The organism is Halosegnis longus (genome assembly GCF_009663395.1).
GTDB lineage: Archaea > Halobacteriota > Halobacteria > Halobacteriales > Haloarculaceae > Halosegnis > Halosegnis longus.
This window is the reverse complement of the sequence record NZ_QKNW01000001.1, coordinates 1339616-1357781: the sequence shown is the minus strand read 5'-3', so window position 1 is coordinate 1357781 and position 18166 is coordinate 1339616. Positions and strand designations below refer to the sequence as shown.

Sequence of the window (18166 nt, the reverse complement as noted above, 5' to 3'; positions counted from 1 at the left end):
CGGTACAGTTTTCTCGCTCCCCGACTGGTGTAGGCGCATGGAAATCGCCGCCGCCACACAGCGCAGCCGTGACGTGTTGACGGAGGTCGGCTCCGCCGTCATCGCCGACGAGGCGTTCCTCGAAACCATCATGGCCGGCGTGGTCGCCGGCGGCCACGTGCTGCTGGAGGACGTTCCCGGCACCGGGAAGACGCTCACCGCCCGGAGCTTCGCGGAGGCGCTCGGGCTCTCGTTCCGCCGTATCCAGTTCACCCCCGACCTGCTTCCCTCTGATATCACCGGCTCCACGGTGTACGACGAGTCGACCGCGGGGTTCACCTTCCAGCAGGGACCCGTCTTCGCGAACGTCGTCCTCGCCGACGAGATCAACCGCGCACCGCCGAAGACGCAGGCCGCGCTGCTGGAGGCGATGGGCGAAGGACAGGTGACGGTCGACCGGGAGACGTACGACCTGCCGGACCCCTTCTTCGTCATCGCGACGCAGAATCCCGTCGAGCAGGAGGGAACTTTCCGGCTGCCGGAGGCACAGCGCGACCGCTTCATGTTCAAGACCTCGGTCGGCTACCCCGACGCCGACGGCGAGCGAACCATCCTCGACATGCGGGCAGAGCGCACCGCCTCGACCCCGAGCGCATCGACCGTTCTCGACGAGCAGGCGGTCGCTGGGCTGAAGACGGCCGTCGAGTCAATCGAGATGGAGGGCGTCCTCCGCGATTACATCGTCTCGCTCGCGCGGGCGACCCGGGAGGAGAAACACGTCCGGGTGGGTGTCTCGCCCCGCGGCATCCAGCGCGCCTTCGAGGCGGCCCGCGCGATGGCACTGCTCGACGGTCGCGAGTACGTCGTCCCGGACGACATCAAGCGAATCGCACAGCCCACCTTCGCCCACCGGCTCGTGTTGACGACCGAGGCGAGCGTCGAGGGCGTTGAGCCGAGCGACATCGTGGCGCGCGTCCTCGACCGCGTCGAGGTGCCGCCGACCTGATTACCGCCAGAGGACGAGCACCAACGCGACACAGCAGCCGACAGCTCCGACCAGCGGCAGCGCCGCCGGCAGATTCGTCACGAACCCGTCGAGCGCGAACCGCTGGACGGCAAGCGCCGCGGCGAGCGCGACGACGCCCGTCACCGTCAGAAACCCCGCCCGGACCGTCTGGACGCCCGTCGTGTCGGCGTACCGGCCGAGTTCCGTGCCGAGCGTCTGGCCGTCGCGCCCGAGGTCGCTGGCGAGCAGGGCGGCGGCCACCACGACCGCGACGACGCCAAGCGAGAGGGACCGTCCGGCCGCAAGCCCGGCGGCGACGAACAGCCCTGCGCCGGCGAGTGCCGACCCCGGCTGTGCCCGAGTGAGGAGTCCGAGCCGGAGCAACAGCGACAGCCCGGCGAACAGCGAGAGGGTGACGAACAGCGTCGCGACGAACAGCGTCACGAGCAGCGTTCCCGGGCCGTAGAACTCGACGACGCCCGCGGCGATTTGCTCGAACTGTCCGCTGAACTGACCGAGCCGACCCGCGATGCGGGCGATGAGCGACGAGACGAGCCCGGGCGCGACGACGAGAGTCGCCGCGAGCGCCCCGACGCCGGCGAGCCACGGGAGCAGCGGGATGACCGTCTCTGCCGTGGACTGCCGGACGAGCCGGCGAAGCTGTGCGAGCAGGAGTGCGGTCGCGACCGCCCCAACCATCGCGCCGACGGCGAGCCACCGGAGCAGGCTTGTCGAGACGACATCGAAGAGGAGTCGTGCCGGCGTCGGCCCGAGCGTCGAGACGAACACGGCCGGCGAGACGACGATATCGGCGACGACGACCAGCGCGACCGGGATGAGCGCGAGCAAGCCGACGGTGGAGAGCGTGGAGACGAGAGTCCCGACGACCTCGCGCGCCCGGTCGTCGTCCGCCTCGCCGACGCTCGCGAGTAGCTCCGCGACGGGAAGCCGTGCGAGGAGGCTGCGGACGCCGAACAGTCCGCCGAGCGCGAGCACGGCGAACGTGGCGACGGCCACCTCGGCCGCAAGCCCCTCCACGCCGGTGGCGGCGGCGGACGGACTGGGTGGCGAGAGCAGTATCGTCGCGAGGGCGTCGACCCCGGTCGTGAGCAGCCGGACGAGGTCTATCGTCGGCGGCACGGCCGGCGAGGAGAGTACGGCCAATCCCCCGACGACGAGGACGTACGCGGTCGGCGGGATCGTGAGCTTGGCGACGGTCCAGAAGCCGCGAGAGACGTTTTCGGGTTCGAGCGTTCGGCCGGTCGCGAAGCTCCCGAACAGCGCGACGGTGCAGGCCGCGACGACCAACAGCGCGAGCGCGAGCCGAACCACGGCGAGCGTGAGCTGTTCGAGCGTTCGCGTCGCCAACAGATTGCCCGTCTCGGCGAGGGCGGTCTGGAGGACGGTCGCGCCGACCGCCACTCCGACGGGGACGAACAGGAGCGTCCCGAGCGCGACGGCCGCCGGCCGGTAGCGGTCGCGCGCGAGCAGCCACAGTCCGGCGGCCCCGCAGCCGGCACCGACGATGGCGGTCGGGACGACCTGCCGGACGCCGAGCCGACCCAGCAGGAAGACGACGGCCGCGAGCGTGACGACGGCGACGAGCGCGCGAGCGAGCCGCGGCGGCTCCCACACCCGGTCGGGGAGTCCGTCGGCGCTCATCGGCCGACCACCTGCTGGAGCGACTGGTCGAGACTCGCCCGGAGCGGCTGGTCGCGGCTCCAGTTCACCGTCTCGATGCCCGCCCGCCGGAGCGTCTGGATCCGCGTCTCGCGTTCCAGTGCCGCGACCGTCCCACCCGTCGTCGCCCGGCTCGCGTGCTCGGGCGTGATGACGGTGGTCTGGTGGCCGTGGGCGTTGAGCCGGCTCGCGAACTCGACCGGCCACTCGTCGGCGAGGGGCGAACAGAGGATGACGTGCGTGTTCGGCTCGATGCGGGCGAGCAGCCGTTTCTGGTGGGTGTCGGTCAGTCGGCGCGCGCTCCCCGCGTGGTCGCTCGCCTCCTCCGCCTGCTCGAAGACGGCAGTCGGGTCGCGGGGCGTCGTCTCGTCCGCCCACGAAATCCCGTCGCGCGATTCGGCCGTGAGCACCGACTCGGGGAGACCGAGCGCGGCCGCCCCGACCGTGTGACCGGCATCAGTCAGGGCGTCGTACAGCAGTCGGCCGGCGTACGCGACCGTCTCGGTTCCGGTCGGATAACCCGGTTCCGGCACCTGTCGCGTCGGCGGCCGACAGTCGAGTAGCAGGAGGACGCGCAGCGAGCGCTCCTCGCGGTACTCGACTGTCGCCAACTCGCCGGTCTTGGCGTACTGTCGCCAGTCGATGCGGTTGACGGGGTCGCCGTGTTGGTACTCCCGGACGGAGCGGAACTCCAGCCCGTTGCCGGAGTCGTCGGTACCGAGTGTCCCGACGCGAAGTTGAGTCACGTCCGACTCCGGGGGAGCCGTCACGCCCCGACAGACGAGTTCGGTCGCGCCGGCGGCGGTCACCTGCAGCGTCTCCTCGTCGTCGCCCAGCGAACTCCGGACTCGCACGTCGACGGGGTCGTACTCGTAGCGGCCGCGCTTGGCGATGAACTCGTAGCTGATTGTGGCGGTCGACTCCGGCCGGAGCGTGACCGCGCCGCGGGGGGAGCCGTCGACGACGGTCAGCGGCTCCGGCACCGGGTCGACGAAGCGGAGGTCCGCGACCGGCGAGTCCCCCTCGTTCGTGACGGAGACGGTGACCGTGGCGCGCTCGCCGGGCGCGGGGTTGCTCGGTTCGACGGCGCGGCTCACCCGGAGGTCGGTGCGCGGGACGGCGCTGAGTTCGGTCGCGAGCAGATACGCGAGCGGAACCACGGCAGCGAGCAGCGCAGTCGGCGCGGCAAGCAGGAGTCCGACCGCGAGCAGAAACAGGGTACCGCCGAGTGCGAGCGCGCGGGTCACGGCTCACCCTCCCCGAGCGCGTCGATGGCACTGACGGTCGCCTCGACCCGGCGGCGGTACTCGCTTTCGGAGTCGAGCCACCGGCGGAGTCGCTCGAACAGCGTCGGCGACACCTCGCTCCCGAGGAAGACGGCCGCGGGACGGTTGTCGGTCCACGTTCCCGCTGCAACGGCCTGTTCGGGGTCGCCGTCGCTCGCGGCCCGGACGTGGTCGACCGCGATGGGGCGGAGCCGAGCCCGCAGTTTGGCCGGGTCGTCGTCGAGTCTGTCGAGCGTCGTGTCGAAGCCCGCACCCACGCGGTCGTGTCGCTCGACGGTCGCGACCTCCGGCGGGGCCTCGCGATACTGGTCGAACGTCGGGTCGGCGTCAGTCGGCGGGGACGTGAACAGCAGTATCGCGGCGAGCACGAGTCCGAGTCCGATGCTCACCCCGACACCCAACAGCTTCGGGTCGACGTTGGCTGCCGCGTCGATTGCCTGTCTCGCCGGCGGGAACTGAAGCACCGCGTTCGGTGCGAGCGTCGCCACGCCGACGGCGACGGTGAGCAGCACGAACAGCCCGCCGAACAGCTGCTGGAGCCGTGAGAGTGCCACTACGCGCCACCTCCGTTCTCGGCGGATTCATCGTCGGCGAGGTGCGTCTCGACGGCGTCGAGCGCCTCGGTCACCGACGCGCGCTCGGCATCGGGGTCGAGTCGCCCGTACTCGACCCCCCGGAAGGCGTCACGGAGGGTGCGGACGGCGTCTGGCGGGAGACCGTCGGTGTGAATCGCGTGCTCGGCAATCTCACCCGGCGTCCGGGTGCTGGGCGTCCGGACCGAGGTGTGTGCGACGAACCGGTCCCAGTTCTCCCGGAGGGTCCGGCGGGAGTCGGTGACGGTCGCCTGCATCCCCCCGCCTGCACCGACGGGCGTCTCGCGCGCCGCGACCTGCCGGAGCCGCGTCTCCTGTTGGCTCACCCACGACCGGAGACGGGCGAGCAGTCGCCGGAGCACGACCTGCGGCGGGTCCTGTCGGTCGATGAGCGCCCGGAGTTCGGTTATAATCGTCTGGACCGACGTGTACACGCGCGTCACGGCGGCGACGGCGACCCCGACGACACCGTGGACGAAGAGCGTCACGAGCCGGTAGCCTCCCGCGAGCACGGCACGCGCGGAGGTGTCGATACGTCGGCGAGCGACGACGAGTCCGCCGATGAGTAGCGCGAGCGGGACGAGCGCGATAGCGAGATTCCGGTAGAGACCCGCGACGGTCGTCGAAACCGACTGCCCGAACTGCCGGGCGGTGACGGTCGCGCTCGCGGCGAGCGGGAGCCGTGCGGTCGCGAAGCCGTCCGGCCCGGTCGTGATGGTCGTCTCGCCGACCGTCACCGGGACGCCGCCGACCCCGGACCCGCCGAGCGTGACGTTGGCCGTCGCCGTCGAGAACGGGAGCGCGAGCGGGAGCGACGGCGACACGTCGACGCGCAACGGCGCGAGGTCGAGGGTCGCGTTGCCGGAGAACTCACCCCGCGAGACCGTGTAGGTGACGTTTCCGGGGGTCGTCGGGAGTCGGAGACTGGTTCGGCCCCGGTCGTCGGTCGTGGTCACCTGCTCCCCGTCGCGCGCGACGGTCGCATTCCGGACGGGGACGGAGCCGATGGTCGCGACGAGCGTCACCGTCGCGTTCGTACGTATCCGCCCCGCGAGGGTGATGTTCAGGTCGCCTTCCGTCGGGATGGTCGTCGTCTCGCCGTCCGGCTGCGTCGGCGGTTCGACGGCGTACTGGCGGTCGTCGGGGGGCGGAATCCGGTCGGCGGTGAGTCTGTCGGGCGGCTGGATGGTAATGGTCAGTTCCCGCGTGTACGGGATGGTCGCGACGACGACCCCGTCGGCGTTGGTCGTCCCGACCGTCTCACCGTTGAACAGGACGGTCGTGTCCGGAACCGGCACGCTCGACGTGTCGTCGATCCACTGTTGGCCCTCGGGCGCGACTCGCACGACCGTGACCTCGACCGTCGCGCCGGGGACGGCGCTGCGATTCAGGCTCACGTTGTACTCGGGACCGTCAGTGGGTGTCGGCGTCGGGGTCGATGTGGGCGTCGGCGTGGAGGTCGGCGTCGGTGTTGGTGTCGCTGTTGCAGTGGGCTCCGTGCTCGTCTCGGTAGGCGTTCTCGTCGTACTCCCGTCAGGCGACTCCGTCACCGTCGTCGTGACTGGAATCGGCGTCTCGGTCGCTGTCTCCTCCTCTGCGTTGCGCGTAATCTCCTCGCCCGGGCTGCCTGACTCCTCGACGGTGTACTCGCCCGACACCTCGCCGGCCTCGGCGGCGAGTCGCTCGTCGCCCGGCGTCGGATCGAACTTCACCCAGCCGACCCCCTCGAAGTACACCTCGACCCACGCGTGGGCGTTCATCCCGCGGACGGTGTAGCTCGTCTCGCCGGTCTTCTCGCCGCTCGTGTAGCCGACGACGTACCGCGCCGGAATATCGTCGGCACGCAACGCGGCCGTCATCGCGGTCGCGAAGTACTCGCAGTAGCCTCGCTCCATCTCGGAGATGAACTGCGAGGCGATGTCGCCGGAGGGGGCGGTCGTGTTCAGCGAGTACTCCTTGTTTGCTTCGAGCCACTGCTCGATGGCGACGGCCGTCTCGTAGGGGTTCTCGGTGTCCGGCGTCAGCCGGTTCACGAAGGGTTCGAGGTCGCTCCGTGTCGATTCCGGCAGTTGGGTGTACCGCTCCGCGATGTCGTCGGGGTACGCGCGACTGGTGGCCAAGAGGACGGACGGGTCGCGCTCGGGAACGATTGACCGGCCCGCGTAGACGGTTCCCGGCTGGAGTGACCGACTCGCCCGGAGCGCGAGCGACTGCGACTGCAGTTGTGGGTTCCGTGCCGAGAACTCGACCGACTGCGGCTGCCAGCCCGTCGGCACCGCCTGTGCCGACTGGCGGAGTCGGACCCGGTACTGAATCTCCTCGCCCGGCAGCGCCGGCGGCTGTATCGGCGGGTCGTACGCCGTCGGCGGCGCGGTCTGGCTCCACGAGTCGCCGGCGTACTCGTCGTAGGCCCCGGTTCGCCAGTAGGTGCTCGCGTCGCTGTCGACGGTGAAGTGCGTCTCCGTCCCCAGCTCTTGGTACGGGTTCGAACTGTTCTCGCCGGCGAGTGAGCCGCCGATTCCGGTGGTCTCGGTCGGATTCAGCGCGCCAAGTCCCCCTGCTGCGCTGGCGGCCGACTGGGCCGCGTTCGCACCAGCCCCACCTGTCGGTGCGCCGCCGGGCGTCGGTATCGGGAGAGCGCGTCCGAACACCGACCCGGACAGCCCGCTCCCGAGCAGCAGCGGCGCGAGGCCCGCGGCGAGGACGACGGCGACGACGCAGGCGATTGTGAGTATCGACCGGCCGAGTTCGCGTCCCCCACCCTCGGTCGTCGCGCGGCCACTCATCGTGACCGGCGACAACAGGGCAATCGAGTCGACTGCGCGTTCATACGCTACGGGAGACTGAAACCACAAAGAGTGTTGTGCCGGTCGTCACTCCTCGTCGTCGAGTTCAAGATCGGCGACGATGTCGTACGGATGATTCCCCTTCCGGATGCCGTCGAGCATCACGAACGCCTCGCCCGGCGCGAGGAAGTGGCGACACACCGCGTAGCCGAGGCGGCTCGGCTCCAATCCCTCGATGAACCCGAACTCCAACAGCTTCCCGATGGCGTGTTTCGTCGGAATCTCTCCGACCATCCGGTCGTTGAGCCGTTTTGCGTCATTGCCCGCGACGACGAGATTCGCCAGCGTCTCCTCGACCGCCGAGGACTCGTCGTACGTCGTCCGGACGGACTCCATTTCCCCTTTCAGGAGCTTGAACGCCACCTCGTCTTCGGTCATCTCCTGTGAGCCGTGATACGAGCCGTCCGGCTCCACGAGCAGGTAGACGGTCCCCTCGTCGTGGTAATCCGGGCGACCGGCCCGGCCGAGCATCTGCTCGAACTCCTGGACGGAGAGCCACTCGATACCCATCGCCAGCGAGTCGAAGATGACCTGCGAGGCCGGGAAGTCGACGCCGGCCGCGAGGGCGGCGGTCGTCACGACCGCCGCGAGGTCCTGGTTGCCGAACTTCCGCTCGACCGTCTTCCGGCGGCCGTAGTCGAGCCCCGCGTGGTACGGCGCGGCGTCGTACTCCAGCTTTCGAGCCACCTCGTGACACCGCCGCCGGGAGTTCGTGAAGATGATCGTCTGGCCGCGATACCCCTTCGAGGACTTCTGGTCGAAGGCGCGGCGAACGAGCTTGTTCTCGATGCGGGGTTTCTCCTTGCCGTCCGCGAAGGTGACGTGGCGCTCGATGGGAATCGGTCGCTCCTCGAACTCGACGAGATTCGCCTCCAGCTGGCCGGCGAGCTCCTCGGGATTGCCGACCGTCGCCGACAGATACACCCACTGGGTCCCCTGATTGCGCGACTCGGTGTAGTACTTGAGCCGGGAGATGAGCCCGTCGAGCCGGTGGCCGCGGCCCTCCTCTCCGAGCGTGTGTACCTCGTCGATGACGACCGTCCCGATGTCGCCGAGGTCCTTCCCGGTGCGGAGCGCGTGGTCGATGCCCTCGTAGGTGCCGACGATGATGTCGGCGTTGGGGTCGAACCGGTTGCCGTCGTCGGCGATGCGCGAGGAGCCGACCCGGATGGAGACGTTCGCGATGTCGCCGTACTCGTCTTGGAAATCCTCGTGTTTCTGGTTCGCCAGCGCGACGAGCGGGACGAGAAACAGCATCTTCCCCTGTCCGTTGAGCACGCGGTCGAGACCGGCCATCTCGCCGATGAGGGTCTTCCCCGTCGCCGTCGCGGAGACGATGAGCTGGTCTTCCCCGTCGGTCGCGCCGTGGTCGACGGCGAGACTCTGGACCGGCAACAGGGTATCGAACCGCGATTCGAGCTTCGACTGGATGCCCGGGTGGAGCGACAGCGAATCCGTCGAGACGAGTTCGACCTCGTCGGTCGTCGCGGACACGGTGTCGAACCGCGTCACGTCGGGGTCGAGATTCCCCGAGAGGAGGTCGGTGATCTGTTCTAAGTCCTGTACGTCGAGCAGCAGGTCCTCGAGCCGGTCGCGGGCGCCCGACCGAAGCCCCCGGAAGCTCGCCTCCCGGTCGAGTTCCCGCATCGCGCAGTCGAGACAGATGTGCTCGTCGTCCGCGCGGATAGCGCTGTCTTCGGTCAGCGGCGAGTAGCGGCCGTCGTTCGCGCAGTAGCGACAGGTCCGGACGGCTTTCACCTTCTCGTCGAGCTGGTAGCCGCCGAACATCTCGCGCAGGCGGTCGCGGCCCTCGCGGGTCGTCTGTTGGGAGATGCGGATGCGTTTCGCGCGGCGCGCGATTTCGACGAACTGGTCGGGCGGGCGCGGCTCCTCGTCGCTGCCGGATTGAACGCGCAGGCGGGCGGGCCGCGGGCCGGCGCTCGTCTGCTTCAGTTCGAGCCGACCGTGGAGCATCCGCTCGCCGTCCCGCTCGACGGCGACGGTGAAGTCGCCGTCGCGGCGTTCGTGACAAAAGAGCGTATCGACGCCGGCGACCTGCTGAGACACACCGGAACTGGGTCACCGGACGGCAAAACGTCTCCGACTCTACAGCAGTTCGATGGTGTCGTCGCCGTTCGGCACCGCACAGATGAACGCGCCCGGTTCGTCGCCCTCGTTGCGGTACCAGTGGACCGCGTCCGCGGGGATGTGGACCGAATCGCCCGCGGAGACGGTGTACTCCTCGGTATCAATCCCGACGACGTACTCGCCGTCGAGCACGTACTGCTCGTGTTCGATTTCGTTGGTGTGTTCCGGCACCGTCGCGCCGGGGGCGAGTTCGAACCGCCGGAGCGAGAGCGTCGGCGTCACGTCCGGCCCGAGCAGGACCCCCTTCGATAACCCCTCGGCGGCGTCGACCGATTCGTACTCGACATCCGCGCCGCGAACAACGTGTCCGTCTGTCATACCCGAGGGACACAGTCGAGGGAGGAAACGGTGTCGGCGGCCGCGGCGATAGTTAAGTGACCGGGGGCACTAGGTCCCGTATGCGAAGTTTCCGAATCGGGCGACTGTTCGGTATCCCCATCGAGCTCGATTTGACGTTTCTGCTCATCCTCCCGCTGTTCGCGTATCTCATCGGGACCACGCTCGGCGAGTACGCCTCGCTCATCAACGAGGTGCTCGCGCCGGCGAATCTCGTCGAGGTGTCCGCACTCACCGGCGACTCGACCGTCGCGCTCGTCGTCGGCCTGCTCGCCGCGGTCGGACTGTTCGTCGGCGTCATCATCCACGAACTCGGTCACTCGCTCGTGGCGATGCGCTACGGCTTTCCCATCTCCTCCATCAAGCTGTGGCTGTTCGGCGGCGTCGCCCAGCTGAGCGAGATGCCCGAAGACTGGAAACAGGAGTTCAACATCGCTGTCGCCGGCCCCATCGTCAGCGTCCTGCTCGGCGTCGTCTCCTACGTCGCCTTTACCGCCGTCCAGCCCGGCGGTACCGCCATCGCGGCCGTCCGCTTCCTGCTCGCGTATCTCGCCGTCGTCAACGTCGCGCTGGCCATCTTCAACATGCTCCCCGGCTTCCCGATGGACGGTGGCCGGGTCCTCCGTGCACTGCTCGCGCGCAATCGGCCATACGCGCAGGCGACGCAAATCGCCGCCGAGGTTGGCAAACTGTTCGCCATCGGGCTCGGCCTGTTCGGGCTCTTCGGCGGCGGCGGTCTGTTCCTCGTGGCCATCGCCTTCTTCATCTACATCGGTGCCTCCTCCGAGGCGCAACGCACCGTCATGGCCGCGGCCTTCGACGGCGTGACCGTCCGCGATATCATGACGCCCGACGACGACCTCAAGACCGTCACGCCGGACACCTCCGTCGCCGACCTGCTCGGCCGGATGTTCACCGAACGCCACACCGGCTACCCCGTCGTCGAGAACGGCCGACCCGTCGGCGTCGTCACGCTCAGCGATGCCCAGTCCGTCAAGGAGGTCGAACGCGACGCCTACCAGGTCGAGGAGGTGATGAGCCGCGACATCGAGTCGGTCGATCCCCAGACCGGCGCGATGGACGCGCTCGAACAGATGCAGGCGGCCGGGGTCGGTCGCTTACTCGTCATGGAAGACGACGAACTCGTCGGCCTCCTCTCGCGGACAGACCTGATGACCGCCCTCGATATCATCAAGCAGGGCGGTGCCGTCTCGCGGTCCACCGACAGTCCGCGCCCGGCGCTCGGTCGCACGAACTAGATTGCCGCCCTGAGGATGCCGGTCTCGACGCCGCCGTGTTCGACCAGCCGGTGACAGTCGACACACAGCGAGCAGAGGTTGTCGAGCGTGTGTGCATCTGCGACCGTGAGCCGCGCCTCGTCGAGAAACGCTCGCACCGGGATGATATGATGGACGTCGGGGTTCTGTCCCAGTTTCTCGGCGTCGGTTCCACACAGCACGCAAGCGTAGTCGTCCCGTTCGAGCGCCAGCTTGCGAACCTCGCGCCATCCCGGTCCGTACGGCCCCGTCGGGCCACCCCGCCAGTTCGGGTGGCCCTCGCCCGTGAACGCCGTCGAGAGCCAGTCGGCGCGACACGCCTCCCCACAGAGATTCACCGTCTCGTTCACCTGCGCCGGATACCGCTCGAACGGCTCGCCACACTCGTCGCAGGCGATGGTCGCCGTTCCACCGGTGTAGTTCGGATTCGACTCGCCGGTCAGCTCCGGCGGCTCCTGCCACTCGTTCGTCGCGACGCAGTCACCGCAGAATCGACCTTGCTTCGCCGACGGGTAATACTCGAAGCTCGCACCGCATCGCTCGCAGGTCGTCTGCTCCTTGGCGTCGGAGTAGTTCGGGTTGTTCTCGCCCGAGAGGTCCCGGGTTGGCTCGGCGTACCGACACTCCTCGGAACAGTACTTGCGCTGGTGTTCACAGAAGAACCGTTCCCCACATCGGTCACACTCCCGGTTCGGAAGGGAGCAGTCGTGTGCGTCGATGTGGTGTAATCGGAGCTTCTGCCACGAATCACGACTCGCGCCACAGGTGGGACAATCCGCCATAATTCAGTTCGTTCTGCATGGAATATAATCCTATGCAGTAAGTGTAAGGTGCTGTATATTGGGTCTGAAAATTGGATTCAGAGGCCTGCAAGAAGACGCTAACAGACGAATAAAAAATGTCAGTCCAGGCGCGGGAATTGAACCCACGTCATCACCACCACAAGGTGATAGGATACCACTACCCCAGCCCGGACACGCAGTTACAGATTCGTGGCGGCGTTTGAATACCTTACGAAACGTCTCACTCGGGGAGGGCGTCGTCGAGCGCGACGGCCGGATGGACCGGCTCCTCGTCGAACGACTCCAGTTGCGAGCGACAGGAAGCCCCCGGCGCGACGACGCGGTCACACTCCTCCGTGGCGACCTGCTCGGCCAACTGCTCGCCGATTTCCCGGCTCATCGAGTAGTGTTCCGTCTCGTAGCCGAACGAGCCGGCCATCCCACAGCAGGTCGAGTCGATGGGCGAAACGTCGTAGCCCGCCCGCCGGAGCACGCCGACCGCGTGGTGGTCTTTCTTCTTCGCCTTCTGGTGGCAGTGGCCGTGGTACGCAAACGCGTCCGCCCCGGCCCAGTCGGCGTTCTCGTCGAGGCGGAACGCGTCGAGATACTCACACAGCCCGTAGCTGTTGTCGGCGAGGGACTCGACGTAGTCGCGGGCCTCGTGGTCCGAGGGCACGAGGTCGAGAGCATCGGACTGGAACATCACGGCGTCGGATGGCTCGACGAGGACGACATCCTTGTCGTCGGCGTCGGGGACGATGGTCCGGGCGTTCTCGACCATCTCCTCGCGGGCGGTGTCGATGAATCCCTTCGAGTAGGCCGGGCGGCCGGAGTCGCGCGCGTCGGCGAGTTCGACGCGGACGTTGGCGGCTTCGAGCACGCGCACGGCGGCCTTCCCGACCTCCGGATGGTTGTAGTTCGTGTACGTGTCCGGAAAGATGATTGCCGTGCGGTCGGCCTCACGTTCGGAGACCGTCGAACCGCGGTCCGCGAGCCACGTCGCGAACGACTCCCGCTCGAAGGTGGGAAGGTCGCGCTCGCGCTCGATGCCGAGTTGCGACTCCATTAGCGTGCGCACGCCCGGAATCTTCGTCCCGAGATTCGACAGGGGCGCGAACATGCTCCCGAGACGGGACAGCGAGTCGATGTTCGCGAAGATGCGGTCGCGGAGGCTCGGGCCGTCGCGCTCGTGGCTCGCGTGTTCCACCTCGGCTTTCATCTTCGCCATGTCGACGCCGGAGGGGCAGTCCACCTCACAGCCCTTGCAGCCGACACAGAGGTCCATCACCTCGGCTCCGAACTCCGAGCCGAGCAGTTCGTCCTCGTCGAGCGAGCCGTTCATGGCCGACCGGAGCAGGTTCGCCCGCCCGCGCGTCGACTGAATCTCCTCCTCGGCGGCTCGGTAGGTCGGACACATCACGCCGCCGGTCGTGGACTGCGGCCCGCGACAGCCGCCACAGCCGTGACACAACTCCACCATCCCCTGGAAACCGTTCTCGTTGGCCCACTCCAGAGCGGGGTCGAAGCCTGTCTCGAACTCGTAGCTCGGCGAGAATCGGAGGTCCTCGGTCATGTCGTGGGCCGCGACCGCGGTGTCGTCGGGCTCTTCGTCGGGCATGACGCCGCAGATATTCCCCGGGTTCAGAAGCCACGTCGGGTCGAAGGCGGTCTTCAACTCCCGGAAGACGCCCCACAGCCGCTCGCCGTACAGCTTCCGGTTCCACTGGGTGCGGGCACGACCGTCGCCGTGCTCGCCGGAGACGCTCCCGCCGTACTCGACCACGAGGTCGGTCACGTCGTCGGCGATTCCCTCCAACTGTTCGACTCCCTCGACGGTCTTGGTGTCGACGAGCGGGCGGACGTGGAGCACGCCCGGCCCGGCGTGGGCGTAGAAGGAGGCGTGGGTGCCGTGGTCGTCGAGCACGTCCTGAAACGCCTCGACGTACGCGGGGAGGTTCTCGACCGGAATCGCACAGTCCTCGATGAAGGAGATGTGTTTCGCGTCGCTGGTGCGCGAAAGCAGGATGGGCATCCCGGCTTTGCGCATCTTCCAGAAGGTGGCGCGCGTCTCGGCGTCGTGGGCCTCCATCGCGTGGCTGGCGTACGCGCGCTCGTCCGTCCGCACGCGGTCGGGACTCGCCGTCACCTCGGTCGCTACGTCGCCGACACGGTCGGCCACGAGGTCGGCCACCTGCTGGCGGCCGTGGTCGTCGTCCTCGGCGTAAAACTCCACGAGCAGGACGGAGTGGGTGTCGTCGGGGAGCAGTCCGACGACCTCCTCGAACTCGGGAGCCTCGCGGGCCAAGTCGAGCAGCACGTCGTCCATCACCTCAACGGCACACGGGCCGTGGTCGAGGATGGGCGCGACATCCTCCATCGCGTCGATGAGCGAATCGTAGGTGAGCAGGGCGACGGCCTTGGTCTCGGGTTCGGGTTCGAGCGCGACGGTCGCCTCGGTGACGACTGCGAGGGTTCCCTCGCTGCCGGCGAGCAGGCGGGCGAGGTTCACCGTGCCGGCCTCGCTGTCGGGGCCGGTGCCGGTGCCGTCCGCGAGCGGTCGCGTGCCTTGTGCGTCCTCGATGAGCGCATCGAGGTTGTAGCCGGAGACGTTCCGCTTCAGCCGCGGGTAGCGGCGGTCGATTTCGGCGCGTTCCTCCTCCAGTATCCTCAGCACGGACGCGTAGACGCGCTCGCGGATGTCGTCGCTCGTCGGGTCGCCCGCCTCGCGCAGCGTCTCGATGTCCACCTCCCCGAACGTCGTGACGGTGCCGTCAGCGAGCACGGCCTCGGCTTCCTCGATGTAGTAGTCGGTCTTCCCGTAGACGAGCGAGTGTGCGCCGGTGGAGTTGTTGCCGATAGCGCCCCCGAGCGCGCTCTTGTCACCCCACGCCGGGTCGGGGCCGAAGGTGAGCCCGTGGTCCGCGGCGGCCTCGTTAAGTTTCCCGAGCGTGATGCCGGCCTGGGCGGTCGCGGTCTCCGTTTCGGGGTCGACTGTCGCGTCGTCCATGTACCGCGAGAAGTCGAGGACGACGGCCTCGTTCACGGTCTGCCCGGCGAGGGAGGTGCCGCCGCCGCGCGGCAACACCGGAATCTCGTTGTCGAAGCAGTACGCCACGACGGCGGCCACGTCGTCGGTCGAGCGCGGGAGCACGACGCCGATGGGGAGCCGCTCGTACGCGCTGGCGTCGGTGGCGTACAGCTGTCGCGAGTAGTCGTCGAACCGTACGTCGCCGTCGACGAGGGGGGTGAGGTCGTCGACGAGGTCGGGTCGTTCCACCTCGCCGCCGGTGTAGTCGTACGCGTCTGTTCCGTCGGCCGGAACAGTGTCGTGGATTGCCATTACGTGGTCGTTAGCCCTGACCGATATAAACGCCGGCCTCGCGGCGATGTCTCGAAGAGCGGAACGCTTTCGCCGCTGGCTCACCGAGGTCGGCCAACTGTGGCCATCACGGACAAAATCTATCTGAAAAACCACCGCCAGATTGCCTCGCAGCTGGAAACGTCCATTCCGAAGAGCGCGTTTTCGGGGGCCACGCTCGATCTGCTGTTTCAGGGGGAGAATCTCGCCCAGCTCAACGAGACGACGCAGGAGCGCGTCCTCGATTTCGCGACCGACTTCCTCGACTGCGACTGTCAGTCGAATCCCCACTGTGGCCACCCCGAAGAGAAGTTCATCCGGTATCTGCTCGAACTCCGCGAGCAGGGGCTGGGTCCCGACGCCATCGTCGACGTGATGGGCGACGACTACATGCTGTACGCCTACTCCGGCGACATCCTCTCGTTCCTCGATGACTCGGTGCGGACGCTGGAGGCGGTGGAGTCGCTCGCCGACGTGGACGGTCACCCGGAGGCCGCAGAGCAGGCACGGACGAAACGCCACCAGCTCTCGCGGTAGATGGAGCGGCGAACCGTCCGTCTCGTCGTCGCCGCGCTCGTCGTCTGCCTGCTCGCGCCCGGCGTCGTCGCGTTCGCCACCCACGAGCCGACGAACGCGAAGCCCGGAACGATTACCGCCGACCGCGGCCAGACCGTCGTCGGCGTCCAGGGCTTCCACTTCCGCGGTGGCAGCGAGAAGACGCAGGCGCGGCTCGTCTCCGTCGACGGCGACGAGGTGGACTGGCAGTACGGCGAGCAGACGTTCGGCGAGACGTGGTTTTACGACGTGGACCCGCTCGCGAACGGAAACCTCCTGGCGACCACCGCCCGGGACGGCGACACCGTCATCTTCGAGTTGGACCCCGATACGCGCGAGCGCGTCTGGACCGAGCGGTTCGACATCGAGGACACCCACGACGCCGACCTGCTCCCGAACGGCGACCTCGTCGTCGCGAACATGCGCGCGACGACCGACGGCGTCCCCGACGACAAGGTGTTCATCTACAACCGGACGACCGACGAGCGCACCTGGGAGTGGCGGTTCCGCGACCACTACCCCGAATCGACCGACGGCGGCTACGACGCGGACTGGACCCACGTCAACGACGTGGACTACATCGGCGGCGACCGGTTCCTGCTCTCGCCGCGCAACTTCGACCAGGCCATCGTCGTGAACCGGTCGACGGACGAAATCGACATGCGACTGGGCAGCGACGGCGACTACGACACCCTCCACGAGCAGCACAACCCCGACTACCTGACGAGCGCGGACGGGACGCCGACGCTGCTCGTGGCCGACTCCGAGAACGACCGCATCGTCGAGTACGAGCGCGAGGACGACGGCTGGAACCGGACGTGGACGCTCGGGACGGACGGGAAGCTGAACTGGCCGCGCGACGCCGACCGGCTCCCGAACGGGAACACGCTCGTCACCGACTCGCTGAACCACCGCGTCATCGAGGTGACGCCGTCCGGAGAAATCGTCTGGGAGTACTACGTCACGTGGGGGCCGTACGACGCCGAGCGTGTAGGTGCGACCGAAGACGGCGACTGGACCGGCGGCTCGGCCCGCTCGCCGACCATCGCTGACCTGAACGCCACCGGAAGCTACGCCGTCTCCGGGAGCGCGAACGACCCGCCGATTCCGGGCGAAAGCGGCCCGAGCGCGTTCCTCGAATCGGTGGGTCTCGACGGCCCGTCCTCGACGTGGGACCACGTCGTCCCGTGGGTGAAGCCGGTGTGGGCGAGCGGGTGGACGTTCCTCGCGGGCGTCGTCGGGCTACTGCTGGCGCTGGCGTGGGGTGTGGTCGAACTGTGGCGACGTCGCGAGGAACTGCTAGGCTGATTCGGGTTCCCGGTCGACCCGACCCTGAATCAGGTCGCGGAGGTCGTCGGCGTCTTCCACGTCTTCGAGCTCCGAGCGCTCGATGAGCGCGGTGTCGTCGACACACTCCCGGCCGCCGGCGCGGTCGTCGACGACGTAGACGGACTGCATCCGGGTGATGGCACCGAGCGACGACATGATTTCGGCGCGCTTCTTGGCCGTCCGGGTGAACGAGGAGTGACCGGTCAGGAGCGACTCCGTCGGGTCCTCGTCCTCGGAGACGGTCTTGAACGGGGCGCGCTCGGTCGGGTGCACGTCGTAGCCGACCCGGGTGAGCACGGTGACGATGGCCTCGTCGTCGGGGTCGTGTTCGGGCGGTTCGCTGGTGTCTTCCTCCGCGAGTTCGTCCGCACCGTCGAGCACGTCGACGGGCGAGGAGAGCGGCTCGTCGAACACCTCCTCCAGCTGGGCGGCGACCTCGACGCTGGCGTTCATCCCGTCCTCGTACTTCGAGACGGTGCGTCGGGAGACGCCGAGTTCGGAGGCGAGCCGGCCGAGCGACCAGTCGCGCTCCTCGCGGGCGTCGTGGAGCACGTCGCCGTCGATGTCGACGTACAGCCCGCCGGGGGCCGCGTAGATGAGCGGCGGCACTCCCTCGACGAACATGTCGACCGCGGTGTCGGGCGAGATGGCGGGGACGCCGTGGCGGAAGTAGACGACGCCCGGCTTGAGGTCCTCGTCGCGGGTGCGGAGCGCGAGGACGAGCGGCGTGGCGTTGAGATAGTGGCCGAGCCGGCGCATCTCCATCCCCGTCGCGGCGTCGAAGGCGTCGACGTTGGCGAGCACCTTCACCAGGAGCACGTCCTCGCCGCGGCGGGCCGCGAGGTCGAAGCTCTTGGGTCGGACGGCGATGCGGTCGCTGACGGCGAAGCCAGCGTCCGACAGCATCGCGGAGATGTTTCCGACCAGTGCTTGCCGTGACATACAGAGGGTATAGTCCGTTCCGCACACAAGAGGGTTGTGGCGATTTGAC

Annotated in this window: 13 protein-coding genes and 1 tRNA gene; 4 read left to right on the top strand and 10 right to left on the bottom strand. The window is 68.3% G+C overall.

Annotated features, from left to right (window positions below):
- Nucleotides 1-37: 37 nt before the first annotated feature.
- Nucleotides 38-985: an AAA family ATPase gene (locus DM818_RS07390; RefSeq protein WP_075937368.1), complete on the top strand. Its 948-nt coding sequence runs from the start codon at nucleotides 38-40 to the stop codon at nucleotides 983-985.
- Here DM818_RS07390 and DM818_RS07385 read toward each other — a convergent pair whose 3' ends face one another.
- From DM818_RS07385 to DM818_RS07360, 6 genes are all read right to left on the bottom strand, one after another.
- Nucleotides 986-2647, bottom strand: coding sequence for a hypothetical protein (locus DM818_RS07385; RefSeq protein WP_123124522.1), 1662 nt, complete (start codon nucleotides 2645-2647; stop codon nucleotides 986-988).
- Nucleotides 2644-3912, bottom strand: coding sequence for a DUF58 domain-containing protein (locus DM818_RS07380; RefSeq protein WP_153952512.1), 1269 nt, complete (start codon nucleotides 3910-3912; stop codon nucleotides 2644-2646). The genes DM818_RS07385 and DM818_RS07380 overlap by 4 nt, the downstream gene beginning before the upstream one ends.
- Nucleotides 3909-4505 carry a DUF7269 family protein gene (locus tag DM818_RS07375; protein ID WP_153952511.1) on the bottom strand — a complete coding sequence of 199 codons (597 nt, stop codon included), beginning with the start codon at nucleotides 4503-4505 and terminating at the stop codon, nucleotides 3909-3911. The genes DM818_RS07380 and DM818_RS07375 overlap by 4 nt, the downstream gene beginning before the upstream one ends.
- Nucleotides 4505-7330, bottom strand: a complete 2826-nt coding sequence (locus DM818_RS07370; protein WP_153952510.1) for a transglutaminase TgpA family protein — start codon at nucleotides 7328-7330, stop codon at nucleotides 4505-4507. Before DM818_RS07370 ends, DM818_RS07375 begins: the two co-directional genes overlap by 1 nt.
- Before the next feature lie 87 nt (nucleotides 7331-7417).
- A complete protein-coding gene (locus DM818_RS07365; protein WP_153952509.1) occupies nucleotides 7418-9457 on the bottom strand; it encodes a DEAD/DEAH box helicase in 2040 nt (679 codons plus the stop codon).
- 39 nt (nucleotides 9458-9496) lie between these two features.
- The gene (locus DM818_RS07360) at nucleotides 9497-9856 is read right to left on the bottom strand and encodes a cupin domain-containing protein (protein WP_153952508.1); all 360 of its coding nucleotides are present in this window, start codon (nucleotides 9854-9856) and stop codon (nucleotides 9497-9499) included.
- Between the two features lie 80 nt (nucleotides 9857-9936).
- Here DM818_RS07360 and DM818_RS07355 point away from each other — a divergent pair, with 80 nt between their 5' ends.
- Entirely contained in the window at nucleotides 9937-11133 is a 1197-nt protein-coding gene (locus DM818_RS07355) for a CBS domain-containing protein (protein ID WP_153952507.1), read from the top strand.
- On the opposite strand, the gene DM818_RS07350 is transcribed toward DM818_RS07355, so the two are convergent.
- From DM818_RS07350 to DM818_RS07340, 3 genes are all read right to left on the bottom strand, one after another.
- Nucleotides 11130-11933, bottom strand: a complete 804-nt coding sequence (locus DM818_RS07350; protein ID WP_123124530.1) for an HNH endonuclease — start codon at nucleotides 11931-11933, stop codon at nucleotides 11130-11132. The genes DM818_RS07355 and DM818_RS07350 overlap by 4 nt on opposite strands.
- Before the next feature lie 122 nt (nucleotides 11934-12055).
- Nucleotides 12056-12126: transfer RNA gene (locus DM818_RS07345), tRNA-His, on the bottom strand.
- Nucleotides 12127-12174: 48 nt separating this feature from the next.
- Nucleotides 12175-15273 (bottom strand): FAD-binding and (Fe-S)-binding domain-containing protein, encoded by a 3099-nt coding sequence (locus tag DM818_RS07340; protein WP_153952506.1) that lies wholly within the window; start codon nucleotides 15271-15273, stop codon nucleotides 12175-12177.
- A gap of 99 nt (nucleotides 15274-15372) precedes the next feature.
- Between DM818_RS07340 and DM818_RS07335 the strand changes: the two genes are divergently transcribed.
- On the top strand, nucleotides 15373-15828 hold the full coding sequence (locus DM818_RS07335; RefSeq protein ID WP_123124531.1) for a DUF5814 domain-containing protein: 456 nt from the start codon (nucleotides 15373-15375) through the stop codon (nucleotides 15826-15828).
- Nucleotides 15829-17154, top strand: coding sequence for an aryl-sulfate sulfotransferase (locus DM818_RS07330; RefSeq protein WP_153952505.1), 1326 nt, complete (start codon nucleotides 15829-15831; stop codon nucleotides 17152-17154).
- Here the strand turns inward: DM818_RS07330 and DM818_RS07325 are convergent.
- Complete coding sequence (locus tag DM818_RS07325) at nucleotides 17146-18117, bottom strand: transcriptional regulator (RefSeq protein WP_075937380.1); 972 nt, start codon at nucleotides 18115-18117, stop codon at nucleotides 17146-17148. The two genes, DM818_RS07330 and DM818_RS07325, sit on opposite strands and share 9 nt — an antisense overlap.
- Nucleotides 18118-18166: the final 49 nt, after the last annotated feature.

What these genes read in the sequence shown, in the direction of transcription:
- DM818_RS07385 (WP_123124522.1), bottom strand. Translation starts at nt 2,647, where the DNA reads ATGAGCGCCGACGGACTCCCCGACCGGGTGTGGGAGCCGCCGCGGCTC.
- DM818_RS07390 (WP_075937368.1), top strand. Translation starts at nt 38, where the DNA reads ATGGAAATCGCCGCCGCCACACAGCGCAGCCGTGACGTGTTGACGGAG.
- DM818_RS07340 (WP_153952506.1), bottom strand. Translation starts at nt 15,273, where the DNA reads ATGGCAATCCACGACACTGTTCCGGCCGACGGAACAGACGCGTACGAC.
- DM818_RS07360 (WP_153952508.1), bottom strand. Translation starts at nt 9,856, where the DNA reads ATGACAGACGGACACGTTGTTCGCGGCGCGGATGTCGAGTACGAATCG.
- DM818_RS07325 (WP_075937380.1), bottom strand. Translation starts at nt 18,117, where the DNA reads ATGTCACGGCAAGCACTGGTCGGAAACATCTCCGCGATGCTGTCGGAC.
- DM818_RS07370 (WP_153952510.1), bottom strand. Translation starts at nt 7,330, where the DNA reads ATGAGTGGCCGCGCGACGACCGAGGGTGGGGGACGCGAACTCGGCCGG.
- DM818_RS07350 (WP_123124530.1), bottom strand. Translation starts at nt 11,933, where the DNA reads ATGGCGGATTGTCCCACCTGTGGCGCGAGTCGTGATTCGTGGCAGAAG.
- DM818_RS07355 (WP_153952507.1), top strand. Translation starts at nt 9,937, where the DNA reads ATGCGAAGTTTCCGAATCGGGCGACTGTTCGGTATCCCCATCGAGCTC.
- DM818_RS07330 (WP_153952505.1), top strand. Translation starts at nt 15,829, where the DNA reads ATGGAGCGGCGAACCGTCCGTCTCGTCGTCGCCGCGCTCGTCGTCTGC.